This is a genomic window from Janthinobacterium rivuli, assembly GCF_009208735.1.
Lineage (GTDB): Bacteria > Pseudomonadota > Gammaproteobacteria > Burkholderiales > Burkholderiaceae_D > Janthinobacterium.
The window spans coordinates 181038-200956 of the sequence record NZ_WFLJ01000005.1 but is presented as its reverse complement, the minus strand read 5'-3'; the positions used below and the strand labels follow the sequence as shown (position 1 = coordinate 200956).

General features: G+C 62.6%; 13 protein-coding genes. 3 read left to right on the top strand and 10 right to left on the bottom strand.

The window, feature by feature from the left end; all coding sequences use genetic code 11:
• The first annotated feature begins 116 nt into the window (after positions 1–116).
• A complete protein-coding gene (gene fusA, locus GCN78_RS08500; RefSeq protein WP_152251316.1) occupies positions 117–2222 on the top strand; it encodes an elongation factor G in 2106 nt (701 codons plus the stop codon).
• Between the two features lie 81 nt (positions 2223–2303).
• A complete protein-coding gene (locus GCN78_RS08495) occupies positions 2304–2834 on the top strand; it encodes an SRPBCC family protein (protein WP_152251315.1) in 531 nt (176 codons plus the stop codon).
• Positions 2835–3269: 435 nt separating this feature from the next.
• On the opposite strand, the gene GCN78_RS08490 is transcribed toward GCN78_RS08495, so the two are convergent.
• The 6 genes from GCN78_RS08490 to GCN78_RS08465 all read right to left on the bottom strand — a co-directional run bounded on the left by GCN78_RS08490 (position 3270) and on the right by GCN78_RS08465 (position 8037).
• Positions 3270–3653: a hypothetical protein gene (locus tag GCN78_RS08490; protein WP_051958827.1), complete on the bottom strand. Its 384-nt coding sequence runs from the start codon at positions 3651–3653 to the stop codon at positions 3270–3272.
• A 10-nt stretch (positions 3654–3663) separates the two neighbouring features.
• Positions 3664–4461, bottom strand: coding sequence for a hypothetical protein (locus GCN78_RS08485; RefSeq protein WP_152251314.1), 798 nt, complete (start codon positions 4459–4461; stop codon positions 3664–3666).
• A complete protein-coding gene (locus GCN78_RS08480) occupies positions 4458–5009 on the bottom strand; it encodes a PAAR domain-containing protein (protein WP_152251313.1) in 552 nt (183 codons plus the stop codon). Before GCN78_RS08480 ends, GCN78_RS08485 begins: the two co-directional genes overlap by 4 nt.
• 303 nt (positions 5010–5312) lie before the next feature.
• Entirely contained in the window at positions 5313–6104 is a 792-nt protein-coding gene (locus GCN78_RS08475; protein WP_152251312.1) for a hypothetical protein, read from the bottom strand.
• 484 nt (positions 6105–6588) lie between these two features.
• Positions 6589–7110 (bottom strand): demethoxyubiquinone hydroxylase family protein, encoded by a 522-nt coding sequence (locus GCN78_RS08470; protein ID WP_152251311.1) that lies wholly within the window; start codon positions 7108–7110, stop codon positions 6589–6591.
• A gap of 12 nt (positions 7111–7122) precedes the next feature.
• On the bottom strand, positions 7123–8037 hold the full coding sequence (locus GCN78_RS08465; protein WP_152251310.1) for an alpha/beta hydrolase: 915 nt from the start codon (positions 8035–8037) through the stop codon (positions 7123–7125).
• A gap of 140 nt (positions 8038–8177) precedes the next feature.
• On the opposite strand from GCN78_RS08465, the gene GCN78_RS08460 reads away from it, so the two are divergent.
• Positions 8178–11378 (top strand): PAS domain-containing protein, encoded by a 3201-nt coding sequence (locus tag GCN78_RS08460; protein ID WP_226939533.1) that lies wholly within the window; start codon positions 8178–8180, stop codon positions 11376–11378.
• 11 nt (positions 11379–11389) lie between these two features.
• Here GCN78_RS08460 and GCN78_RS08455 read toward each other — a convergent pair whose 3' ends face one another.
• The 4 genes from GCN78_RS08455 to GCN78_RS08440 are packed head-to-tail and all read right to left on the bottom strand — an operon-like array spanning position 11390 to position 19825.
• The gene (locus GCN78_RS08455) at positions 11390–14266 is read right to left on the bottom strand and encodes a PAS domain S-box protein (protein WP_193316663.1); all 2877 of its coding nucleotides are present in this window, start codon (positions 14264–14266) and stop codon (positions 11390–11392) included.
• Between the two features lie 7 nt (positions 14267–14273).
• Entirely contained in the window at positions 14274–15464 is a 1191-nt protein-coding gene (locus tag GCN78_RS08450; protein ID WP_071077266.1) for a hybrid sensor histidine kinase/response regulator, read from the bottom strand.
• On the bottom strand, positions 15454–16335 hold the full coding sequence (locus GCN78_RS08445) for a CheR family methyltransferase (protein ID WP_152251308.1): 882 nt from the start codon (positions 16333–16335) through the stop codon (positions 15454–15456). The genes GCN78_RS08450 and GCN78_RS08445 overlap by 11 nt, the downstream gene beginning before the upstream one ends.
• A 13-nt stretch (positions 16336–16348) precedes the next feature.
• Positions 16349–19825 carry a response regulator gene (locus GCN78_RS08440; RefSeq protein ID WP_152251307.1) on the bottom strand — a complete coding sequence of 1159 codons (3477 nt, stop codon included), beginning with the start codon at positions 19823–19825 and terminating at the stop codon, positions 16349–16351.
• Positions 19826–19919: the final 94 nt, after the last annotated feature.

Below are 19919 nucleotides of genomic sequence, written 5' to 3'. Positions count from 1 at the left end.
GTAACAGTGTTGTACGCATGGTAAAAATCAGCCCCCCGTGCCGTCCAAATCGATGTCTGCTACACTGGAAAACCGGCGCGAACCGAGTCGTGCCGGGGCTAGCCATGGAGATTGTGATGACCCGCAAAACACCTATCGAGCGCTACCGCAACATTGGCATCAGCGCCCATATCGACGCCGGCAAGACCACCACCACCGAGCGCATCCTGTTTTATACGGGGGTCAATCACAAGATCGGCGAAGTGCACAACGGCGCCGCCACCATGGACTGGATGGAGCAGGAGCAGGAACGAGGCATCACCATCACCTCGGCCGCCACCACGGCCTTCTGGAAAGGCATGGCGGGCAACTTCGCCGAACACCGCATCAACATCATCGACACGCCCGGCCACGTGGATTTCACGATCGAGGTCGAGCGTTCGATGCGCGTGCTGGACGGCGCCGTGATGGTCTACGACGCCGTTGGCGGCGTGCAGCCGCAATCCGAGACCGTCTGGCGGCAAGCGAACAAATACCATGTGCCGCGCATCGCCTTCATCAACAAGATGGACCGCGTGGGGGCGGACTTCCTGCGCGTGCGCCAGCAGATCGCCCACCGTCTGAAAGGCGTGGCCGTGCCCATCCAGCTGCCGATCGGCGCCGAAGAGCATTTCACGGGCGTGATCGACCTGCTGAAAATGCGCGCCATCACCTGGGACGATGCCAGCCAGGGCGTGCAGTTCAGCTATGGCGAGATTCCCGCCAGCTTGCTGGCCCAGGCGCAGGAGTGGCACGAACACCTGGTCGAACAGGCGGCCGAGGCCAGCTTGGAGTTGACTGAACGCTACCTGAATGGCGACACGTTCACGGAAGCGGAGCTGAAACAGGCCTTGCGCGCGCGCACCATCCGCAATGAAATCGTGCCCATGCTGTGCGGCAGCGCCTTCAAGAACAAGGGCGTGCAGGCCATGCTGGACGCCGTCATCGAATACCTGCCGTCACCGATGGAAGTGCCGCCCATCATGGGACACGACGAGCACGACAACGAGGTGGAGCGTCACCCGACCGATGAAGAGCACTTTGCCGCGCTCGCCTTCAAGATCATGACGGACCCGTTCGTGGGGCAGCTGACCTTCTTCCGCGTGTATTCCGGTGTCGTGAACTCGGGCGACATGGTCTACAACCCCACCAAGAGCGCGCGCGAGCGGCTGGGGCGCATCCTGCAGATGCATGCGAATGAGCGCAAGGAAATCAAGGAAGTGTATGCGGGCGACATCGCCGCCGCCGTGGGCCTGAAAGCCGTGACGACGGGCGACACCCTGTGCGCCATCGACCACGTCATCGTGCTGGAAAAGATGATCTTCCCGGAACCCGTGATTTCCCAGGCCGTGGAACCGAAGACCAAGCAGGACCAGGAAAAGATGGGCATAGCCCTGAACCGCCTGGCGCAGGAAGACCCGTCGTTCAAGGTGCATACGGATGAAGAATCGGGCCAGACCATCATGTCGGGCATGGGGGAATTGCACCTGGAAATTCTGGTCGACCGCATGCGGCGCGAATTCGGCGTGGAAGCCAATGTCGGCAAGCCGCAGGTGGCCTACCGCGAAACCATCACGCGCACGGTGGATGACGTCGAAGGCAAGTTCGTCAAGCAGTCGGGCGGACGGGGCCAGTACGGCCACGTGGTGCTCAAGCTGGAACCCTTGCCGCCAGGCACCGGTTACCAGTTCGTCGACGCCATCAAGGGCGGCGTGGTGCCGCGCGAATTCATTCCCGCCGTCGACAAGGGCATCGCGGAAACCTTGAAGTCGGGCGTGCTGGCCGGCTATCCGGTCGTCGACGTCAGAGCAACGCTGACCTTCGGCTCCTACCACGACGTCGATTCGAACGAAAACGCGTTTCGCATGGCCGGCTCCATCGCCTTCAAGGAGGGCATGCGCAAGGCCCATGCCGTGCTGCTGGAACCGATGATGCAGGTGGAGGCGGAAACGCCGGAAGAGTTCATGGGCAACGTCATGGGCGATCTGACGGCCCGCCGCGGCATGGTGCAGGGCGTCGACGACATCCCCGGCGGCGCGGGCCGCATCGTCAAGGCCCTGGTGCCGCTGGCCGAGATGTTCGGTTACTCGACAACCTTGCGTTCGCTGACCCAGGGCCGCGCCACGTACACGATGGAGTTCAAGCACTATGCGGCCGTGCCCAAGCATATCCTCGACCAGGTGGCGGCAGGCAAGACGCGGTAGCGGCCGTCGGGCGTGCGGGCCTTCCCGTTTATCGGTGCCGCTGGTACATTAAGGGCCAGTTCACCAACACAGGGAGAGAGCATGAGCACCGCAGAACAGAAGCAGGACGGCCAGCACCGCGACAGCAGCGACTTTGTCATCACGCAAACGTTTGACGCGCCGCGCGAACTGGTGTTCCAGTCGTGGGTGGAGCCGGAACGCCTGGCGCAATGGTGGGGGCCTGTCGGCTTCGAATTGAGCGTGCTGGCGCTGGATTTGCAGCCGGGCGGTGTTTTCCATTACGGCATGCGCGCCGACAATGGCTATGAGATGTGGGGCAAGTTCACCTACCAGTCCATTGAAGCACCGGAACGCATCGTGTCCATCCTGTCGTTTGCCGACAAGCAGGGCAATGCGGTGCAGCATCCGGTCAGCGCCACTTGGCCGCTGGAATCGTTCAACGTCATGACCTTGACGGAGGAAAATGGCAAGACGACGATGACCTTGCGTTCGACACCGCACAAGGCGACGGATGAGCAGCATGAGACTTTCAAGCAAGGGTTTGAGTCGATGAAGCAGGGGTTCAAGGCTACCTTCGGCCAGCTGGCACAGTACCTGGCGCGTGTTCAGTAATGTTTAAAAACAGCGGGCCGGAGTCGCGGGCCTGAGAAAATGTCCATGGCTGCGTTGCTTGGGCTCGCCGTACATGCGTACTGCCTTCGCCCGCGCGCCTTACCCTGGCTATTTTTCAGGCCCGCTGGGCCCGGGGAGCCTTTGCTCGAGGCACGGGCGTGGTCTTGCTGTTGTCGGCAGTTTGCGGTTGAGGAAGGTCTGCTTTCGCCCCAAAGCAGACTGCCAGCGTTCGCGCCGCTGCCTTCACGGTGATTTTCTAGCGTCTGTAGTCATGCCACCACCGGGGTTAAGCGCGTTGCCTTATTTCTACACCAGTCGCAGGATGCGATGCTCGATACCGGAACTCTGTGCAAATTTAGAGTCCTGCTAGAAGCGTGAGTGAATTTAACAATCGCTGCAGGCCACAACTTTATGATTTTTCAAAACGGAAACGTATTACTTCTGCGCGTTGTTTTTTGGTGAAGAGACGACGCCGACAAAAGCGTCCCATTTCTTATATGTCTTGTCCATCGATTTCGGACAAATCACTATTACGCCGGGCTTACCGTCCTCGTTGTCAGACGCAACGGCCCAACGAGTCTTAAAGGCGACGGCGCAGGTGGGGACGAATGTCCGCACGTCCGGCATCAAAGCCATCCATTCCCCACGGGCAGGAGGCGTTTGCCGCTTGAGAAATTTGCGGGCCTCTTCCCTGACTTCATACATCCCCTGCATGCCGCCGATTGTCCGATAACGCAGTAATGGGTCGGCTGATTGGATCGGTTGAACGCCGTCCGCGAAGCACCGAGGCGCGATCGCGCAGGCCAAGATCACGCACAAGGCGGCACTTCTATTTGATGGTGACTGTGCCGACATATATTCCCTCCGAGTCGCTGCGGTTTGAAATCAGATAATGGTAGAGCGCGTTCCATTGGGTCAGATCATACATCGTCACGCATCCCTCCGACACGTTACCTACATGGACGAAATTGCTGTTGTGGTTCGGAGCGTATTCGATAGGGAACCAGACGGTATGGTATTTCAAATCAGGGTTGCCGCCGGGGGCGGTAACGTAGAAGGCGGTGTATTTGTCGGCCTTAGCGGACTGCGGTGCCATAATCCGGTAGATCCCGCGCGGCAGAGGCTTGGAATGGCGCTGCTGATTGAAGAACGGGCTGACCCGATTGGTCTCGACATAGGGGATGTCGGAGTCCAAAGTAATCATCGCGCTATGCCCGTCGAACTCTAAAGTGGACACAAGCTGGTTGTGGATCTGGCCGCGGCGAGGCTTTGATGCGAGTTCTTTGTAGGTTCCCATTGTCGCGACCAGCTTTGCTCCAGAACCACGCTTTACATCGACTAAGCACTTCGCAGCGTTTTCCTTCTTCATGCTCGCGGTCCGGCCCTTGTGTTCCCCTTCCTTGATAACGAAGAATGCGCGGTCGCCCTTCTCGCCAGCCATGATCACTTTGACGAACTCGCAAATGAATGCGAAGTCCGTCCTTTTTCCCGTCACCGCGTCGGCTTCGAGCTGGACTTTGAGCCAGCCCGTGGTGTCGTAGGACTTGGTATATCGGGTGGCAGCCGTCACCCGATGCATGCTGCCTAACCTTGTGTTGGTGGTCGCTGTCGCGAGAGGTCCGCTCATGCTATGTGGTGTCCCAAGTATATTTCGATCGGTTGAGCCACGTCGGTGACATAGCGCTCCGTGCGTCCTTCGATGTCGGTGATGCCCCGGACGAGCTCGCCCGAAGGCAGCTTTACGGTATAGGGCATTTCGGCCAGGACGCTCTCCTCTTCGTTGAACAGCACGAACTGCTCGTCGAACGGCTTTGCATCGGGTCCTGGCTTCGACACCTTGACGTTCATCACGGCTGCAGCTGCTGCTTTGGCAGCAGTAGTCGCACTCGACGATCCCGATGCGCCCACGCTCCACTCGACAGTGTCGGTGAACTGCGTCGCGATGAGTATCGCGCCGCAACTGGTCTTCATGCCAGCGACGGCGACACCCTTGCCGTAGAAAGTTGTTGTCATTACGCCCTCGACTATTGGAAAGTCGCCTTTGCACTTCGGGCAGTGGACCTTGTGGCCGATGAATGCAATGGGCTGGCCCATGCAAATGTCCATCAACGACCCCTCTAAAACAATGCCATGGTGGCTCGTTGGATCTCCCTTCCTTATGATTTCGCCAGCCATTTTAGCTCCACATCTATTTTAATATAACGAATCGCCACGACAACCGTACTCCCCCCTGAGAGGCTTTGTTACATAAAAAATCCCGACATCTTGACTCTACTGTGAACTGCAAACAAGAATCTAAAAACTTTATCAATAAAATTAATCGTTTAATAATTTATGCAAGATGCCTCGCAGAACAGCCACTGTCTGCTTTTGGCCGATAGCGGAACTCCCCAAGAGCATGTCTACCTCGGCCTCCTGTATCAAACATTATTGTTTTGTGTCTGACTTTAATAGGCGCGCTCCAGTGAGGCTGCCGGATTAATCCACTGCATCGCTGAGCAGCGCATCCATCAGTGAAAAAACGTGACCGCATCCGGCGCAGCATGCGCTGCCAAACAGGAAAGGTAAGCGAAACGCGATGTCATCCAGCAAGGGCAAAGCGTCCGCTTGCGCTTGCAACCAGGCAAAGGCGGCAAGGTGGGGTGAATTGTCGGCAGGGCCGGCAATCACCAGCAGCGTTTTCGCTGTTGGCGTAAAGACGGGATCCTCGGCGGCGACCGACAGCCCTTGCGCTACCGGCCACACATAGAGCTCTACGCCGCAGGCAGGACATGCCAGGCAGAACTCCTCGTTGGCAAAGCCGCCCAGCACTCGCGCCACGCCGGCAAATCCGGCGAATGATGCGGCGGCCTTAAGCAAGTAGATGCCGCTCACCGTGTCCTCGACCTGCCGCAGGTCGGCGGTTGCCATGACGAGCGCGGCCGGGACTACGGCATGAAAGGCCGCGACATAAGGGGATGCCTTCAATTCCTCGTCGAGGCCGGCGCTTTCATGAATCGACGCCGCCAGCGATAGCACGCCGGCGCGCAGGTCCGGCGATGTCATCGTCGCCGCCAGGGAAACCAGGTGCGGGAATGCGGCGACCGAAGCCGGATAAATCGAGCCCTGGTGACAAATATGGCCATACAAATCGTCCAGGGCCTCGGCGTCTCCCCGCCGCAGGTCTTGCAGCAGCGCAGGAATTTTTTCAGCGCCGCCGTAACCATCCGTCAGGCTTGCCCATTCGGCAGAACGCAGATCGAGTGGCGTCGTTTCAGTCTGTTTTTCCATTGCATCAACTTAAACGATGGACGACAGGCAGTCAAGCCTGACGCTACGTGACCGTGTACTGCCCGGGGCCGGGCCAGGCGATGATCCTAAACGGGCTGGTGATATGGCCTTGATCCCTGTAGTACGTTACCACCTCGGCCGACAAGGATTTCATAGGAAAGGGTTTAATCTTCATGGGCTTTCCCGTGCTTTTTTGTCTGCATATGGCCGCCAGCGGCCCATGAGCATAGCGAATTACCCAGCGAGAAAAGTCACGCATTGTCACGCAGATGCGAATGTCCGCTTCTGGCCGCTTGCCGCCCGGGCCAATAGTATCAGTTGAAATGAGAAACGGATAATCTCAGCCGGCAGGTTCGCGGCCTTCATTGAGCATGCGTTCCCTCGCCAATCCACCAGGTGCGCAGACCTGTAAATACAACGCGATCTTGTGGCCCTCGATATCATAAGTATTGATACTGGTGCAGATCGTCGTGTTTCGTGATGCTTAAAGGCGCATCCCCAACCAGATCACCGATTCCGTGGCGCCGGACACTACAGCGGTCAGCATGCGTGCGAACATCCCGCTGCCTTGCGTGTGGATGGATGCCTGGTCGTGATGTTCCTGCTCGTCCCTGAGTATCGCCGCAATGGCGTGTGCCGCGTCATCGTCTTTGCTCAACATGGCGAGCTGGTGCCGCAGATGCCGGAGGACCGCCCGTTCGACGGCCACGGTCGTCAGCGAGATCGCGCGCGCTCCGCACAGTCCCGTGACGATGCCCAGCGCATAGCCTCCGGCCGCGCACAGGTAATAGCTGCGGCAGCGCGGCAAGCCACGGCGCTTGAGCACGTCGTGAAATATCGTCCTGTGTTCCCGTTCATGCGCCCTGAAGGCGCGCAGTTCCTGCACGAGATGGCTTGCGGTCAAACGGGCCATGAAGATCTGGCCCGTATAAATGCTGATGGCACCTTGCTCTCCCGCATGGTTCACCTTCATTGCCCGGTCTGAAAATTGTGTATTCGCATGCATTGATCGCTTGCCTTATTGGCTCTTGTCGCTCGCCATCCCCAACATCCCCCGAATCACCGGCAAAATCATCCCCCACGCATTCGACGTCGCCGCAATCTCGTCATAATGACTGGCGCCAGGCAAAATCAGCACCTCCGCATGGTCGCCGGCCTTGATTGCCCTGGCCGCATAGTCGTGCGCGACGCGGGGAGGGGAGATGGTGTCCAGTTCTCCCGTGGCCAGCACGGTGCGGCTGCCGTTGGGCATCAGGTCTGCCGCGTTGGTGTCGCTGTAGATGTCAGGGCGCTCGGTGCTGGCGCTGCCTGCCAGCTGGGCGATGTCGCGCTCGCAGCTGGTCTTGATCAATTCCTTTTCATGGCGCAGGTCGGCCAGGCCGCCCAGGCTGACGATATTTTTCACTGGCAAGAACTGGTCGCGATACAGGGGGCTGGTCTTGGGCAGCTTTTCCCTGCCTGCGATCCACTGCACCAGCTGGCCGCCGGCCGAGTGGCCCATGGCGAGGATGCGGCTCGTGTCGATCTGGTACTGGGGCGCGTGCTGTTGCAGGCTGTCGAGCGCCGCGTGCATGTCTTCATAGGTGCCCGGATAGCCGCCGCCCGGCTCGTCCACGCGCCGGTACTCCACATTCCACACGGCGATGCCTTGCGCGACGAGGGCGCCGGCCACGTTGCGCATCTGCTGGATACCGCCGAAGGCCACCGTCCAGCAGCCGCCATGCACGAGCACGACGACGGGGAACGGTCCGCTGCCGTCGGGCCGGAACAGCTGCGCATATTGCGACGGCGCGGGGCCGTACGCGATCTGCGCCGTGGGGGCGGGGCCGTTCAGGGCCAGGTAGTCGTCCAGGCTCATGGGGGTGGCGACGGCGCCGTGGGCGGAGGCGAGCAGGGCGGTGGCGATCAGGGAGGAGGGCAAGGAGGTAGGCATGCTGGAATTCGCTTGAGAAGAGAGCAACACTTTAGCATAGGGCCGCGTGGGCGAAGAGATCAAACACTGAGCTGTTTTCCTCCTGCAAGAGGGTTGCCCCATGGTATATTTCGGGCATCAGTTTTCCCCATATCGACACGGTGCACGCAAACAACATTCTTTCCTTGCTGGACGCCGAGCATAGTGCGCTGGGCAGCATCGCGGCAGGCGCCGACCTGGCCCATGCACTGGAACACTTGTTGCTGGCGCTGCAAGACCTGGCCGAGGGCGGCGCGCATGCCTGCCTCGTGCTCATCGACGAAGCCGACCGCTTTTGCGGCTTGTCCGCACCCAGCCTGCCGCAAGACCTGTGCCTGGCCCTGCGCCACGGCGGCGAACAGCCGTCCCCGTTCGGCACGGCCGCCTTTTCCGGCGCGCCCGTGTATTGCGGCGACATCACGCGTGACGTGAATTGGAGCGCGGGACGCAAGGAAGCCATGCTGCACGGCTACCGGGCGTGCTGGGTCGCCCCCGTCTTCGGCGCCAAGGGACATATCCTGGGCGTGCTGGGCCTGTTTTTCCAGGCGCCATGCCATCCCACGCAACCCGAGACCGAACTGCTGGCGCTGGCCGCGCGCGTGGCCGCGCACGTCATCGAGCGGGGCCAGCTGGAACAGGCGCTGCACGACAGCCGCGTACACTTTCATTACGCCATAGAACTGAACACGCAAGTGCTGTGGACGGCCGATACCGAAGGCAAGCTCGATTACGTGGCGCCGCGCTGGCGCGAATGGACGGGCGGCAGCGGCCTGGGCTCCAGCTGGCTGGACGCCATCCACCCCGAAGATATCCCCCATTCCTTGGCGGCCTGGAGCGAAGCGGTGGCCAGTGGCCAGCCTTTTGACCAGGAAATGCGCGTACGCCGGCAGGATGGCCAGTACCGCTGGGTGCATTCGCGCGCATACTGCCGGCAAGACGAGCGCGGCCAGCCCGCGAAATGGTATGGCTCGTGCGAGGATATCGATGAACACTGGCAGGCGCGCAACGCCTTGCTCGACAGCGAAGCGCAGTTCCGTTCGCTCGCTTCCACGATGCCGAACCAGGCCTGGCTGGCGCATGGCAGCGGCGCCACTTACTGGGTCAACGAGCAGGTCTGCGAATACACGGGACAATCGCTGAAGTCGCTGGTCGCCAGCGGTTTTCGCCACTGCGTGCATCCGGACGATGTACAGGCCACGCAGAAAAGCTGGGAGCGGGCCGTCGCCACCGCCAGCGCCTATGAGCACGAGTTCCGCATGCGCCGCGCCAGCGACGGTGCCTACCGCTGGTTCCTGGCGCGCGCCTTGCCCCTGTTCGACGAGGCGGGCACGGTGCTGCGCTGGGTGGGCACGAATACGGACGTGCAGGAACAGAAGAACGTGCTGGAAAAGATGGCTTATCTGAATTCCTCGCTGGAAGTGGAGATGGCCAACCGCACGGCCGACCGCGACCGCATGTGGCGGCTGTCGACCGACATCATGCTGGTGGCGGATCTGGCCGGCATGATCATCGCCGTCAATCCCGCCTGGAGCAAGATCCTCGAGCGGCCGGAAATTGAATCGCTGGGCATGGATTTCATCAGCCTCGTGCATCCCGACGACCGCATGGCGGCCTTGAAGGACTTGTCGCGCCTGGCCCACGGCGCGCCCACCTTGCGCATGGAAAACCGCTACCGGCGCCGCGACGGCGGCTACCGCTGGATTTCCTGGACGGCCGTGCCGGCGCAAAAGCTGATCCACGCCATCGGCCGCGACGTCACGGACGAAAAAGAGGCACGGCTGGCGCTGGTGCGCAGCGAGCAGGCTTTGTTGCAGGCGCAAAAGCTGGAATCGATCGGCAAGCTGACGGGGGGCGTGGCCCACGATTTCAATAACGTCCTGCAAATTATCTCGGGCAATTTGCAGTTGCTGAAGCTGACCGTGGCAGACAATCCGCAGGCGGCCAAGCGCCTCGCGTCGGCGGCCTCGGCCGTCGAACGGGGCGCCAAGCTGTCGTCGCAACTGCTGGCCTTCGCGCGGCGTCAACCGTTGAAACCGCTGGTGACGGACCTGGGGCGGCTGCTGCGCCGCATGCATGAGCTGATCCGCCGCGCCTTGGGCGAGGCGATTGCCGAGGAAACCTTCATCAGCGAAGGCCTGTGGCATACCCTGGTCGACCCGAACCAGATGGAAAACGTGCTGCTGAACATGGCCATCAATGCGCGCGATGCGATGGAGAAGGGCGGGCGCCTCACTTTTACCTTGAGCAACGTTACGCTCGATGCCGACTACGCCAGCCTGCATGCCGACGTGTTGGAGGGGCAATACGTGCTGCTGACCATCACCGACACGGGCCATGGCATGGAGCGCGACGTGATCGACCAGATCTTCGAGCCATTCTTCACCACCAAGCGCGAAGGCGAGGGCACCGGCCTGGGCCTGTCCATGGCCTACGGCTTCATCCGCCAGAGCGCGGGCCACATCAAGGTGCACAGCGCGCCGGGCGCCGGCACGACTTTTAAAATTTACCTGCCCCGTTCGCTGGAAAAACTGGCCGAGCCGCCACCGGGCCTGACGGGGCCCGTGCTGGGCGGCAGCGAGACCATCCTCGTGGTGGAAGACGATGCCCCCGTGCAGCATACGGTGGTCGACATGCTGCGCGGCCTCGGTTACGACGTACTGCATGCGGACGACGGCGCCGCGGCGCTGACCCTGCTGGGCACGGGCGTGGCCATCGACCTGCTGTTTACGGACGTCGTCATGCCGGGGCCCGTCAGCAGCAAGGAGCTGGCGCGGCAGGCCCGGCTGCTGCTGCCGGAACTGGCCGTGTTGTTTACCTCGGGCTACACGCACAACGCCATCATGCAGGGCGGGCGGCTGGACCCGGGCGTGGAGCTGCTCAGCAAGCCCTACCAGCGCGAAGACCTGGCGCGGCGCATCCGCCATGTGCTGGCCGACCGCCGCCTGGTGGGCGCGCCCGACCCGTCCGGGCGGCGCATCCTGCTGGTGGAAGACAATGACGATGCGCGCGAAATGACGACGGAAATGCTCAATATGCTGGGACACACCGTGCACGGCGTGGCCAGCGCCGAGGACGCCTTGCCGCTGCTGGCCTTGCCAGGCCTGGACGTGCTGGTGACGGACATCAGCCTGCCCACCATGTCCGGCCTGGAACTGGCGCGCCATGCGCGCGCGCACTGGCCGCAGCTGGAGGTGGTGTTTGCTTCCGGGCACGACTGGGGCGCCAGCCTGATGCAGGACGCCAGCGCGCGCTTCCTGCGCAAGCCGTTTGGCCTGGAAGAGCTGGCCGGCGCACTGAAGGCGCGCCGGCTCGACGTGTATTAGCTTGCCCTGGCTTACTGGGCTGGGGGCAGCAAGGCTCGCTCCAGTTGCTCGACGGTAAATGGTTTCACCAGGAAGCGCGCCTGCGGGTCCAGCACGCCGGAATTGGCGGGCGCGTGGCCGGTGGAAAACACCACTTCCAGGCCCGGATGGTCGCGCGCCGCCAGTTCGGCCAGCTCGGCGCCCGACATGCGCGGCAGGCTGATATCGGTCAGCAGCAGTTCCAGTCCTGGCGTACCCAGCAGGGGCAAGGCTTCCTCGGCCGTGCCCACGGACAGCACCGTGTGTCCCAGCATGACCAGCAGTTCGCTCGTCATGGCGCGCGCGTCCGCATTGTCTTCCACCAGCAGGATGGATCGCGCCCCCGGCAGCACGGGCGGCTGCGGCGCCAGCTGCGCGCGGTACTGGTGCAGGGCCGTCACGTGGCGCCGATTGGCCAGCAGGTGGCGGATGCGCCGCGCCAGGTCTTCGCGCCGGTACGGTTTGCTCAACAATTCCACGCCCGGCTCCAGGCGGCCGCCCCGCATGATGGCGTCCTGCGTGTAGCCCGACGTAAACAACACGGCCAGCTGCGGCAGCAGCACGCGGGCCTGGCGCGCCAGTTCCGTGCTGGCCACCTTGCCCGGCATCACCACATCTGTAAACAGCAGGTCGATGGGGACGCCGCTGCCGATGATGGCCAGCGCGCTCTCGCCCTCGCTGGCGCGCAGCACGGCGTAACCGAGGCCGCGCAACATGTCCACCACCGTCGTCTGCACCTGCACGTCGTCTTCCACGACGAGGATGGTTTCCTTGCCGCCCAGCACGGGGCCGCTCAGCTGCAGCGGCAGTTCCGTTTCCGCTTCAAGCGAGCGCGGCAGATAGATGCGGAAGGTGCTGCCATGGCCCGGCACGCTGTCCACGGTCAGGTGGCCGCCGCTCTGGCGCAGGAAGCCGTACGCCATGCTCAAACCCAGGCCCGTGCCTTCGCCTTTTGTCGTGAAGAACGGTTCGAAGATCTTGTCCAGCAAGTCGGCGGGAATGCCCGCGCCCGTGTCCGACACGGCCAGCTGCACGTAATCGCCGGGCGCCACGTCCGCATGGCGCGCCGCATAGTCGTTGTCCAGCACGCTGTTGCTCAATTCGATGGTCAGCTGGCCCTGGCCATCCATGGCATCGCGCGCGTTGATGGCCAGGTTGAGGATGACGTTTTCCAGCTGGTGCGGGTCGACCAGGGCGCGCCAGCAATCGTCGGCCAGCAGCCAGCGCGTTTCGATGGTTTCGCCGGTGGCGCGCCGCAGCAGCTCTTCCGTCGAACGCAGCAGTTGCGCCAGGTCCGTCACCAGCGGTTTCAATGGCTGGCGCCGTGCAAAGGCCAGCAGCTGGGCCGACAGCTTGGCGCCCCGTTCCACGGCGGCCGAGGCGCTGGCGATGCGCTTGGCGGCCTGCGGGTCGCCGTCCAGGCCCAGTTGCAGCAATTGCAGGTTGCCGGAGATTATTTGCAGCACGTTATTGAAATCATGGGCCACGCCCCCCGTCAGCTTGCCCAGCGCTTCGAGTTTTTGCGATTGCAGCAGGGCCATTTCGCTGTGGCGCAACGATTCCTGCATGGTGCGCAAGGTGTTTTGCGCCTCTTTTTCCACAGTGACGTGGCGCCCGGTGGCGAAAATCAGGTCGCCTTCGGGCGCTGCCACCCACGACAGCCAGCGGTGGCCGCCTTCGCGGTGCCGGTAGCGGTTTTCAAAGCTGGGCATGGCTTCCTGGCTCACGTTTGCCAGGGCCAGGCGCGTGGCGGCGGCGTCCTCGGGCAACACGAAGTCGAACAGGCTGCGGCCCAGCATTTCCTCGGGCAGCCAGCCCAGGATGGCTGCCGAGGCCGGGTTGACGGCGGCAAAGCAGCCTTCGGCATCGATGGCCACCATCAGGTCTTGCGCGCTGCGCCACAGCCGCTCGCGCTCGCTGTTGCGCGCGGCCAGCTCCGCTTCCAGCTTCTTTTCCACCGTGATGTCGCGCGCGCTGCAATACACCTTCTCGCCCTCGGGCACGGCCACCCACGACAGCCAGTGCCAGCCGCCCAGCTTGTGGCGATAGCGGTTCTCGAAGCGCAGCGCCGGCTGGCCCTGGTTGGCCGCTTCCCAGGCCGCATGCGTGCGCGGCAAGTCGTCCGGGTGGATCAGTTCAAAAAATTTCGTCGTGCGGATTTCCTCCGCCGACCAGCCCAGCGTGGCTTGCCAGGCGGGATTGGAGTGCTCGAAATAGCCGTCGAGGTTGAGCACGCCCAGCAAATCGGGGCTGACGTTCCACGTGCGGCCGAACTCGCGCGTGCGCTCGGCCACTTGCGTTTCCATGCTGGCACTGAGGGCGCGCAAGCGCGATTCCGCCTGGGCCCGCAAAATGGTCGACCAGACCCGCTCCGACACTTGCACGGCCAGTTCGATTTCGTCCGCATGCCACAGGCGCGCCGCGTTGCTGTGCACGACGAACAGGGCCGCCAGCCGGCCTTCCTTGGCGATGGGAATGTTCAGGAAGGCGCGGATGCCCAGGCGCGCAAACGTGGCCAGCGCGGCCGGCATGGACGTGCGCGGGTCGCTCGCCACGTCGCTGACGGCGAGCGCCTGGCCGGCGGCCAGCGCATCGGCCAGGCGGGCCGCATAATCGCCGAGGAAATACTCGCCGGCCGCGCCCGGCGCCAGGCCATCGCTCCACCCATGCTGCAGGGTGGGGCATTGCAGGGTCTGGTCGATATCGAAACAGGCCACTTGCTGGGCGCCCAGGCGCTGTCCCAGCAATTGCGCCGACAAGGCGAGAATCTCGCCCGTGTCTTGCAGCAGGCGCAGCCGGCGTTCCAGTTGCAGCAGAAAGGCCACGCCGCTGGCGCCGGCCTGGGTGCGGGGAGATGGTGTACGGGTCATGCCGGCCTCAGCTGCCGGCCAGCGGCAGGGTGACGCTGAACAGGGCGCCATTGCCGGGCTGGCTTTGCAGGGTGATGGCGCCGCCGTGCGCGTCCACCAGCTGCTTGGTGATGAACAGTCCCAGGCCAAGGCCGCCCGTGCGGTCCTGGTGCATGACGCGCTCGAAGGCGTCGAAGATGCGTTCCTGGTCGCGCGCATTGATGCCGATGCCATGGTCGCGCACTTCGATGACGGCGCTGTTCTGCGTGTGCGCCAGGCTGATTTCCACGGGCTGGCCCTGGCCGTAGCGCACGGCATTGCTGATCAGGTTAACCACGATCTGCTCGACGCGGAAGGCATCCCAGAAACCCTGGATGGGCTCGAAGGCCATCACTTCCAGCACGCTGCCCGTGGTGGCCGCATACGGTCCCAGGTCGTCCGCCACGCGGCGCACCAGGCTGGTCAGGTCGACGGCTTCGCGGCGGATCGACAGCTTGCCGCTGGTGATGCGCGAGACGTCGAGCATGTCGTCGATCAGGCGCACCATGCTGCGGATCTGCCGCCCGTCGCGCGCCACCATCTTGCCCAGCTTTTCCGGCTCGAAGGCGGCCAGGTTGCCCCGTTCCAGATTGACGGTGCGCATCTGCGTTTCCAGGAACAGCGTGTTCAGCGGCGTGCGCAGTTCGTGCGCCACCATGGACATGAATTCGTCGCGCAGGCGCAGCGAGCGCTGCAGTTCTGCCTGGGTGGCGCGCAATTCCTTCAATAATGCTTCCTGCTGCTGGCGGCTGTGCTCGAGTGCCTGCACCTGGCGCCGCGTTTCGCTGCGCTGCTGGTGCAGGGCGACAAAGACGTTGACCTTGCTTTGCACGGCATTGATGTCGAGCGGCTTGTGCAGGAAGTCGACGGCGCCGCTTTCATAGCCCTGGAAGGCGAAATTCATTTCCTTGCCGGCCGCCGTGACGAAGACGATGGGGATGTGGCGCGTCTTTTCCGTGCCGCGCATCAATTGCGCCAGTTCAAAGCCATCCATTTCCGGCATTTGCACGTCGAGGATGGCCAGCGCGAAATCGTGTTCCAGCAGCAGGGCCAGCGCTTCTTCGCCCGAGGAGGCTTGGTAGACGCTGCGGTCGCTCTCGCGGATCAGCGCATTGAGCGCGCGCAAGTTTTCGGGCAAGTCGTCGACGATCAAGAGTTTGGTGCTTGTTTCATTCATCATGTTTCATTCCTGGCATGTGCCGTCCAGCGTAATGGGAAGCGGCGTGCGACGGCGCACGCTTGCGGTAGAGCTTTTCGGGACCCGGCAAGGGTTCGAAGTCGGCGGCAAAGCGCGTGAAATGCGTGCTTTCCTTGCTGCCCAGGCCGAGGAAACCCCGGTGGCACAGCGAGTCGTGGAACAGACCCAGGGCCCGCTCCTGCAAGGTTTTATTGAAGTAAATCAGCACGTTACGGCAGCAAATCAACTGCGTTTCGATAAAAACGCTGTCCGTGGACAGGCTGTGGTCGGCAAAGTTGATCCTGTCGAGCAAGCGCTGCTGGAAATGCGCCGTGACATGCTCGACCGTGTAATAGTCGGCCAGTTGGCCCAGGCCGCCCGCGGCCAGGTAGTTGGCGCCATAGTCGGCCATGCGGTGCAGCGGATACACGCCGCGCGCGGCCGTGGCCAGCGCTTGCGGATTGATGTCGGTGGCGTAAATCGTGCTGCGTTCGAGCAAGCCTTCCTCGTCCAGCACGATGGCCAGCGACAGCGCCTCTTCTCCCGTGCAGCAGCCGGCCACCCAGATGGTTGGCGACGGGTAGGTTTTCAGCACGGGCACCACCTGTTCGCGCAAGGTGCGGAAAAACGCCGGATCGCGGAACATTTGCGTGACCGGCACGGTCAAAATCTGCAGCAGCTTGCCAAAGGCCACCGGGTCGTCCAGCACCAGTTGCTGCAAGGCCGGCACGTCGGCACAATGCAGGCGCTCGAGCGCGTGATGCAGGCGGCGCCGCTGCGAGGGCAGGGAATAGTCGCGAAAATCATAGCTGTAGCGCTGACAGATGGCTTCCATCAGCGCATGCAATTGCGCGTCCGTGGTGCGCAGGGACATCAGTAACGCTCCATCACATGCGTTCCATCTTCGGCATCCACACGCGCAGCAGCGAATACAAACGGTCGAGGTCGATCGGCTTGGCCAGGTAGTCCGACGCGCCCGCCTGCAGGCATTCTTCCTGGTCATTCTTCATGGCCTTGGCCGTAATGGCGATGATGGGCAGCTTGTTGTAGCGGCCATCGGCGCGGATCAAACGCGTCGCTTCCAGGCCATCCATGCCCGGCATCATCACATCCATCAACACCAGGTCGATATCGTCCACGCTGTTGAGCTTGCTGATGGCTTCGAAGCCGTTGCGGCCGATTTCCACCACCACGCCTTTCTGTTCCAGCGCATTCGTCAGCGCAAAGATATTGCGCACGTCGTCGTCCACCAGCAAAATCTTGCGGCCCTCAAACACGCGTTCGCGGCTGCGCACCTGCTGCAGCATGCCCTGGCGCTCGCTCGACAGTTCCGACTCCACCTTGTGCAGGAAGAGGGTGACTTCGTCGAGCAGGCGTTCTGGCGAACGGGCGCCCTTGATGATGATGGAGCGCGAATACTTCATCAGGTCCGCTTCTTCCTCGCGGCTCAGGTTGCGGCCCGTGTAGACGATGACGGGCGGGAACGAACACAGCTCCTCATGCTCCATGCGTTCGAGCAATTCGTTGCCCTGGATATCGGGCAGCTTCAAGTCGATGATCATGCAGTCGAAAATCTGCGTTTTGAGCAATTCCAGCGCCTGTTCGCCCAAGGCCACGGCCGTGATTTCCACGTCGTCGTCGCTGATCAGGTGGACGACGCTTTCGCGCTGGCGTTCGTCATCCTCGACCAGCAGGATGCGTTTCATCTGCTGCGTGAATTTCGATTCGAGCTTGCGGAACACTTCCTTCAGCTGCTCGCGCGTGCGCGGCTTGGTGGCGTAGCCGATGGCCCCCAGCTGCATGGCTTCCTGGATCTGGTCGTTGCCGGAGACGATGTGCACGGGAATGTGGCGCGTCAGCGGGTTTTCCTTGAGCTGCTGCAAGACCAGCAAGCCCGGGCGATCCGGCAAGCCCATGTCGAGCAGGATGGCGTCGGGCAGGAATTCTTCCGCCAGGCGCAAGCCTTCGTCGGCGCCGTGCGCCACCAGACAGCGGTATTGCATTTCATGCGCGAGGTCGAATAGGATGCCGGCGAACGACGGTTCATCCTCGATCACCAGCACGGAACGCTGGCCGGTCTTGACGGCCGGCACGTTATTCCTGTCATCCTGGAAGGTGGGCAGCGGCACGGGCTTGGCGGCGGGCGCCGCCTTGGGCGTGGCGGCCACGGCGCGCGCCTGCGGCGCGGCGGCCTGCGCCGGTGCCGCTTCCACCACGCGTTCCGGCATGACGGCCGGCAGCACCAGAGTGAACGTGCTGCCCTGGCCTGGCGTGCTGGCCAGCTCGATGCTGCCGCCCAGCAAGGCGGCCAGGTCGCGCGAAATCGACAGGCCCAGGCCCGTACCGCCATAGCGGCGGCTGGTGGTGCCGTCGGCCTGGTGGAAGGCGTCGAACACCTTCTGTTGCTGGTCGCCGGCGATGCCGATGCCGGTATCCTGCACCTGGAAGCGCACCTGGCCGGCCGCATCCGTGCTCACGTGCAGCGACACCGTGCCCGTATCGGTGAATTTGATGGCGTTCGACAGCAGGTTTTTCAGGATTTGCTCCAGGCGCTGGCGGTCGCTGACGAAGGATGGCGGGGTGTCCGGTGCCACCTTGACGTCAAAGACGAGTTTCTTTTGCTGCGCCTGGGCGCCGAACAGCATCTTCATGCTGCTGAGCAGTTCGTCGAAGGGTACGGCGTCCGGCGTCAATTCCAGCTTGCCCGCCTCGACCTTGGAAATGTCGAGGATATCGTTAATGAGGGTCAATAAATCGTTGCCAGCCGAATAAATGGTTTGCGCAAACGTCACTTGCTCCGGCGTCAGATTGCCGCTGGTATTGTCCGACAACAGCTTGGACAGGATGAGCGAGCTGTTAAGTGGCGTGCGCAGTTCATGCGACATGTTCGCCAGGAATTCGGATTTATAGCGGCTGGCCCGCTGCAGCTCTTCGGCGCGGGCTTCCAGCTGGGCGTGCGCCTGGACGATGGCGATGTTCTTCTGGTCCAGCGACAGCGCCTGCACGGCCAACTGCTCGTTCGACTGTTCCAGCGCCGCCTTTTGCTCTTCCAGGTGGGCTTGCGACTGTTCCAGCACGCGCGACTGCTCACCCAGCTCTTCATTGGCCGTGCGCAGTTCCTCCTGCTGCACTTCCAGTTCCTCATTCAATTGCTGGGTTTCTTCCAGCACGTTTTGCAGGCGCTGGCGGTACAGGGCCGCTTCCAGCGAGGTGCCGATATTCGCCCCGATCAGGTTCAGCCATTCCTTGGCGCGGGCGCTGACGGGGTGCGTAAAGCCCAGTTCGATGACGCCGTTGACGACGCCTTCATTGCTGACGGGTGTCAAGACCAGTTCCAGTGGCGCGCCGCGGCCGAGGCTCGACGTCACGGTCAGGTAATTCTCGGGCACTTGCTGCACATGCTTGAGGCGCTTTTCGCGCGCCGTCTCGCCCACCAGGCCTTCGCCCAGCTTGAACACTTGCTTGTCCTTCACGCCCTGGTCGTTGAAACCATACACGGCAGTGCGGCGCAGGCTGCCATCCTCGTCGACCACGTACAGGGTGGCGACGGCCACGTCGAGGCGGTGCGCCAGGAAGTCCAGCACGTGGCGTCCCAGTTGCGGCAGGCCCAGCTGGCCGCTCGTGTGCGCCGCCAGTTCCGTCTGTCCCGTGCGCAGCCAGGCTTGCTCCTGCAGCACGTCGTTGTCCTTGCCGCGCTGTTCGAGCGCATCGTTGTAGATATCGGACAGACGCAGCAGTTCGCGCCGTCCCAGGTAGGCGAGCAAGCCCGACAAACCGAGGCTGAGGATGAGGAATACCACCACGGCCAGCATGGTGCGGCTTTCGGCCGTGTCGGCCCGTTCCTGGCGCAGCCGCTGTTCCATCGACAGGAAGGCGAGGAATTCGCGGCGGATTTCGTCAAATTCCAGCTTGCCTTCGCCCTGGCGCACGCGCGCGAGGAATTCCTGGTTGTTGCGGCGCTGTGCGATCACGCCTTCGGCGTAATCGAGCCACTGGCCTTGCAGGGCGCGGATGCGGCGCAGCCGGTCGACCTGGATGGGGCTGTCGGACACCAGTTCGAGCAGGGTGCTCATTTCGACCGCGATCTTCGCCTTGCCCGATTTATATGGCGCCAAGAACGTCTCGTCGCCCGTCAGCAGGTAGCCGCGCATGCCCGTTTCCAGATCGACCGACAACTTCATGACCTCGTTCGCATTGCCGATCACCCGTTCGGAGTGCTCGACCGAGCGCAAGGCAGAGAGCAGGTAGGCGATCAGGGCGACGAACACGAGGGCCGTGACGACCCCGATGACCAGCGGCAAGGTGACGTTGCGGGCGAGGATGCGGCGAAAGCTGAAGGAATCGATCGGGGTCTTGGTATTCATCATGTCCGTGTAAGGCTGTCGCGAAAAAATCAATTTTAATTGAAATGCAAGTTTCCTGGTGGTCAAGCATAGCGTGCGCTAGCATAACAGCCTT

Excerpts from the sequence above, each read along its gene's own strand:
- fusA (WP_152251316.1), top strand. The coding sequence starts at position 117 with ATGACCCGCAAAACACCTATCGAGCGCTACCGCAACATTGGCATCAGC.
- GCN78_RS08495 (WP_152251315.1), top strand. The coding sequence starts at position 2,304 with ATGAGCACCGCAGAACAGAAGCAGGACGGCCAGCACCGCGACAGCAGC.
- GCN78_RS08485 (WP_152251314.1), bottom strand. The coding sequence starts at position 4,461 with ATGAGCGGACCTCTCGCGACAGCGACCACCAACACAAGGTTAGGCAGC.
- GCN78_RS08480 (WP_152251313.1), bottom strand. The coding sequence starts at position 5,009 with ATGGCTGGCGAAATCATAAGGAAGGGAGATCCAACGAGCCACCATGGC.
- GCN78_RS08475 (WP_152251312.1), bottom strand. The coding sequence starts at position 6,104 with ATGGAAAAACAGACTGAAACGACGCCACTCGATCTGCGTTCTGCCGAA.
- GCN78_RS08470 (WP_152251311.1), bottom strand. The coding sequence starts at position 7,110 with ATGCATGCGAATACACAATTTTCAGACCGGGCAATGAAGGTGAACCAT.
- GCN78_RS08465 (WP_152251310.1), bottom strand. The coding sequence starts at position 8,037 with ATGCCTACCTCCTTGCCCTCCTCCCTGATCGCCACCGCCCTGCTCGCC.
- GCN78_RS08455 (WP_193316663.1), bottom strand. The coding sequence starts at position 14,266 with ATGACCCGTACACCATCTCCCCGCACCCAGGCCGGCGCCAGCGGCGTG.
- GCN78_RS08450 (WP_071077266.1), bottom strand. The coding sequence starts at position 15,464 with ATGATGAATGAAACAAGCACCAAACTCTTGATCGTCGACGACTTGCCC.
- GCN78_RS08445 (WP_152251308.1), bottom strand. The coding sequence starts at position 16,335 with ATGTCCCTGCGCACCACGGACGCGCAATTGCATGCGCTGATGGAAGCC.
- GCN78_RS08440 (WP_152251307.1), bottom strand. The coding sequence starts at position 19,825 with ATGAATACCAAGACCCCGATCGATTCCTTCAGCTTTCGCCGCATCCTC.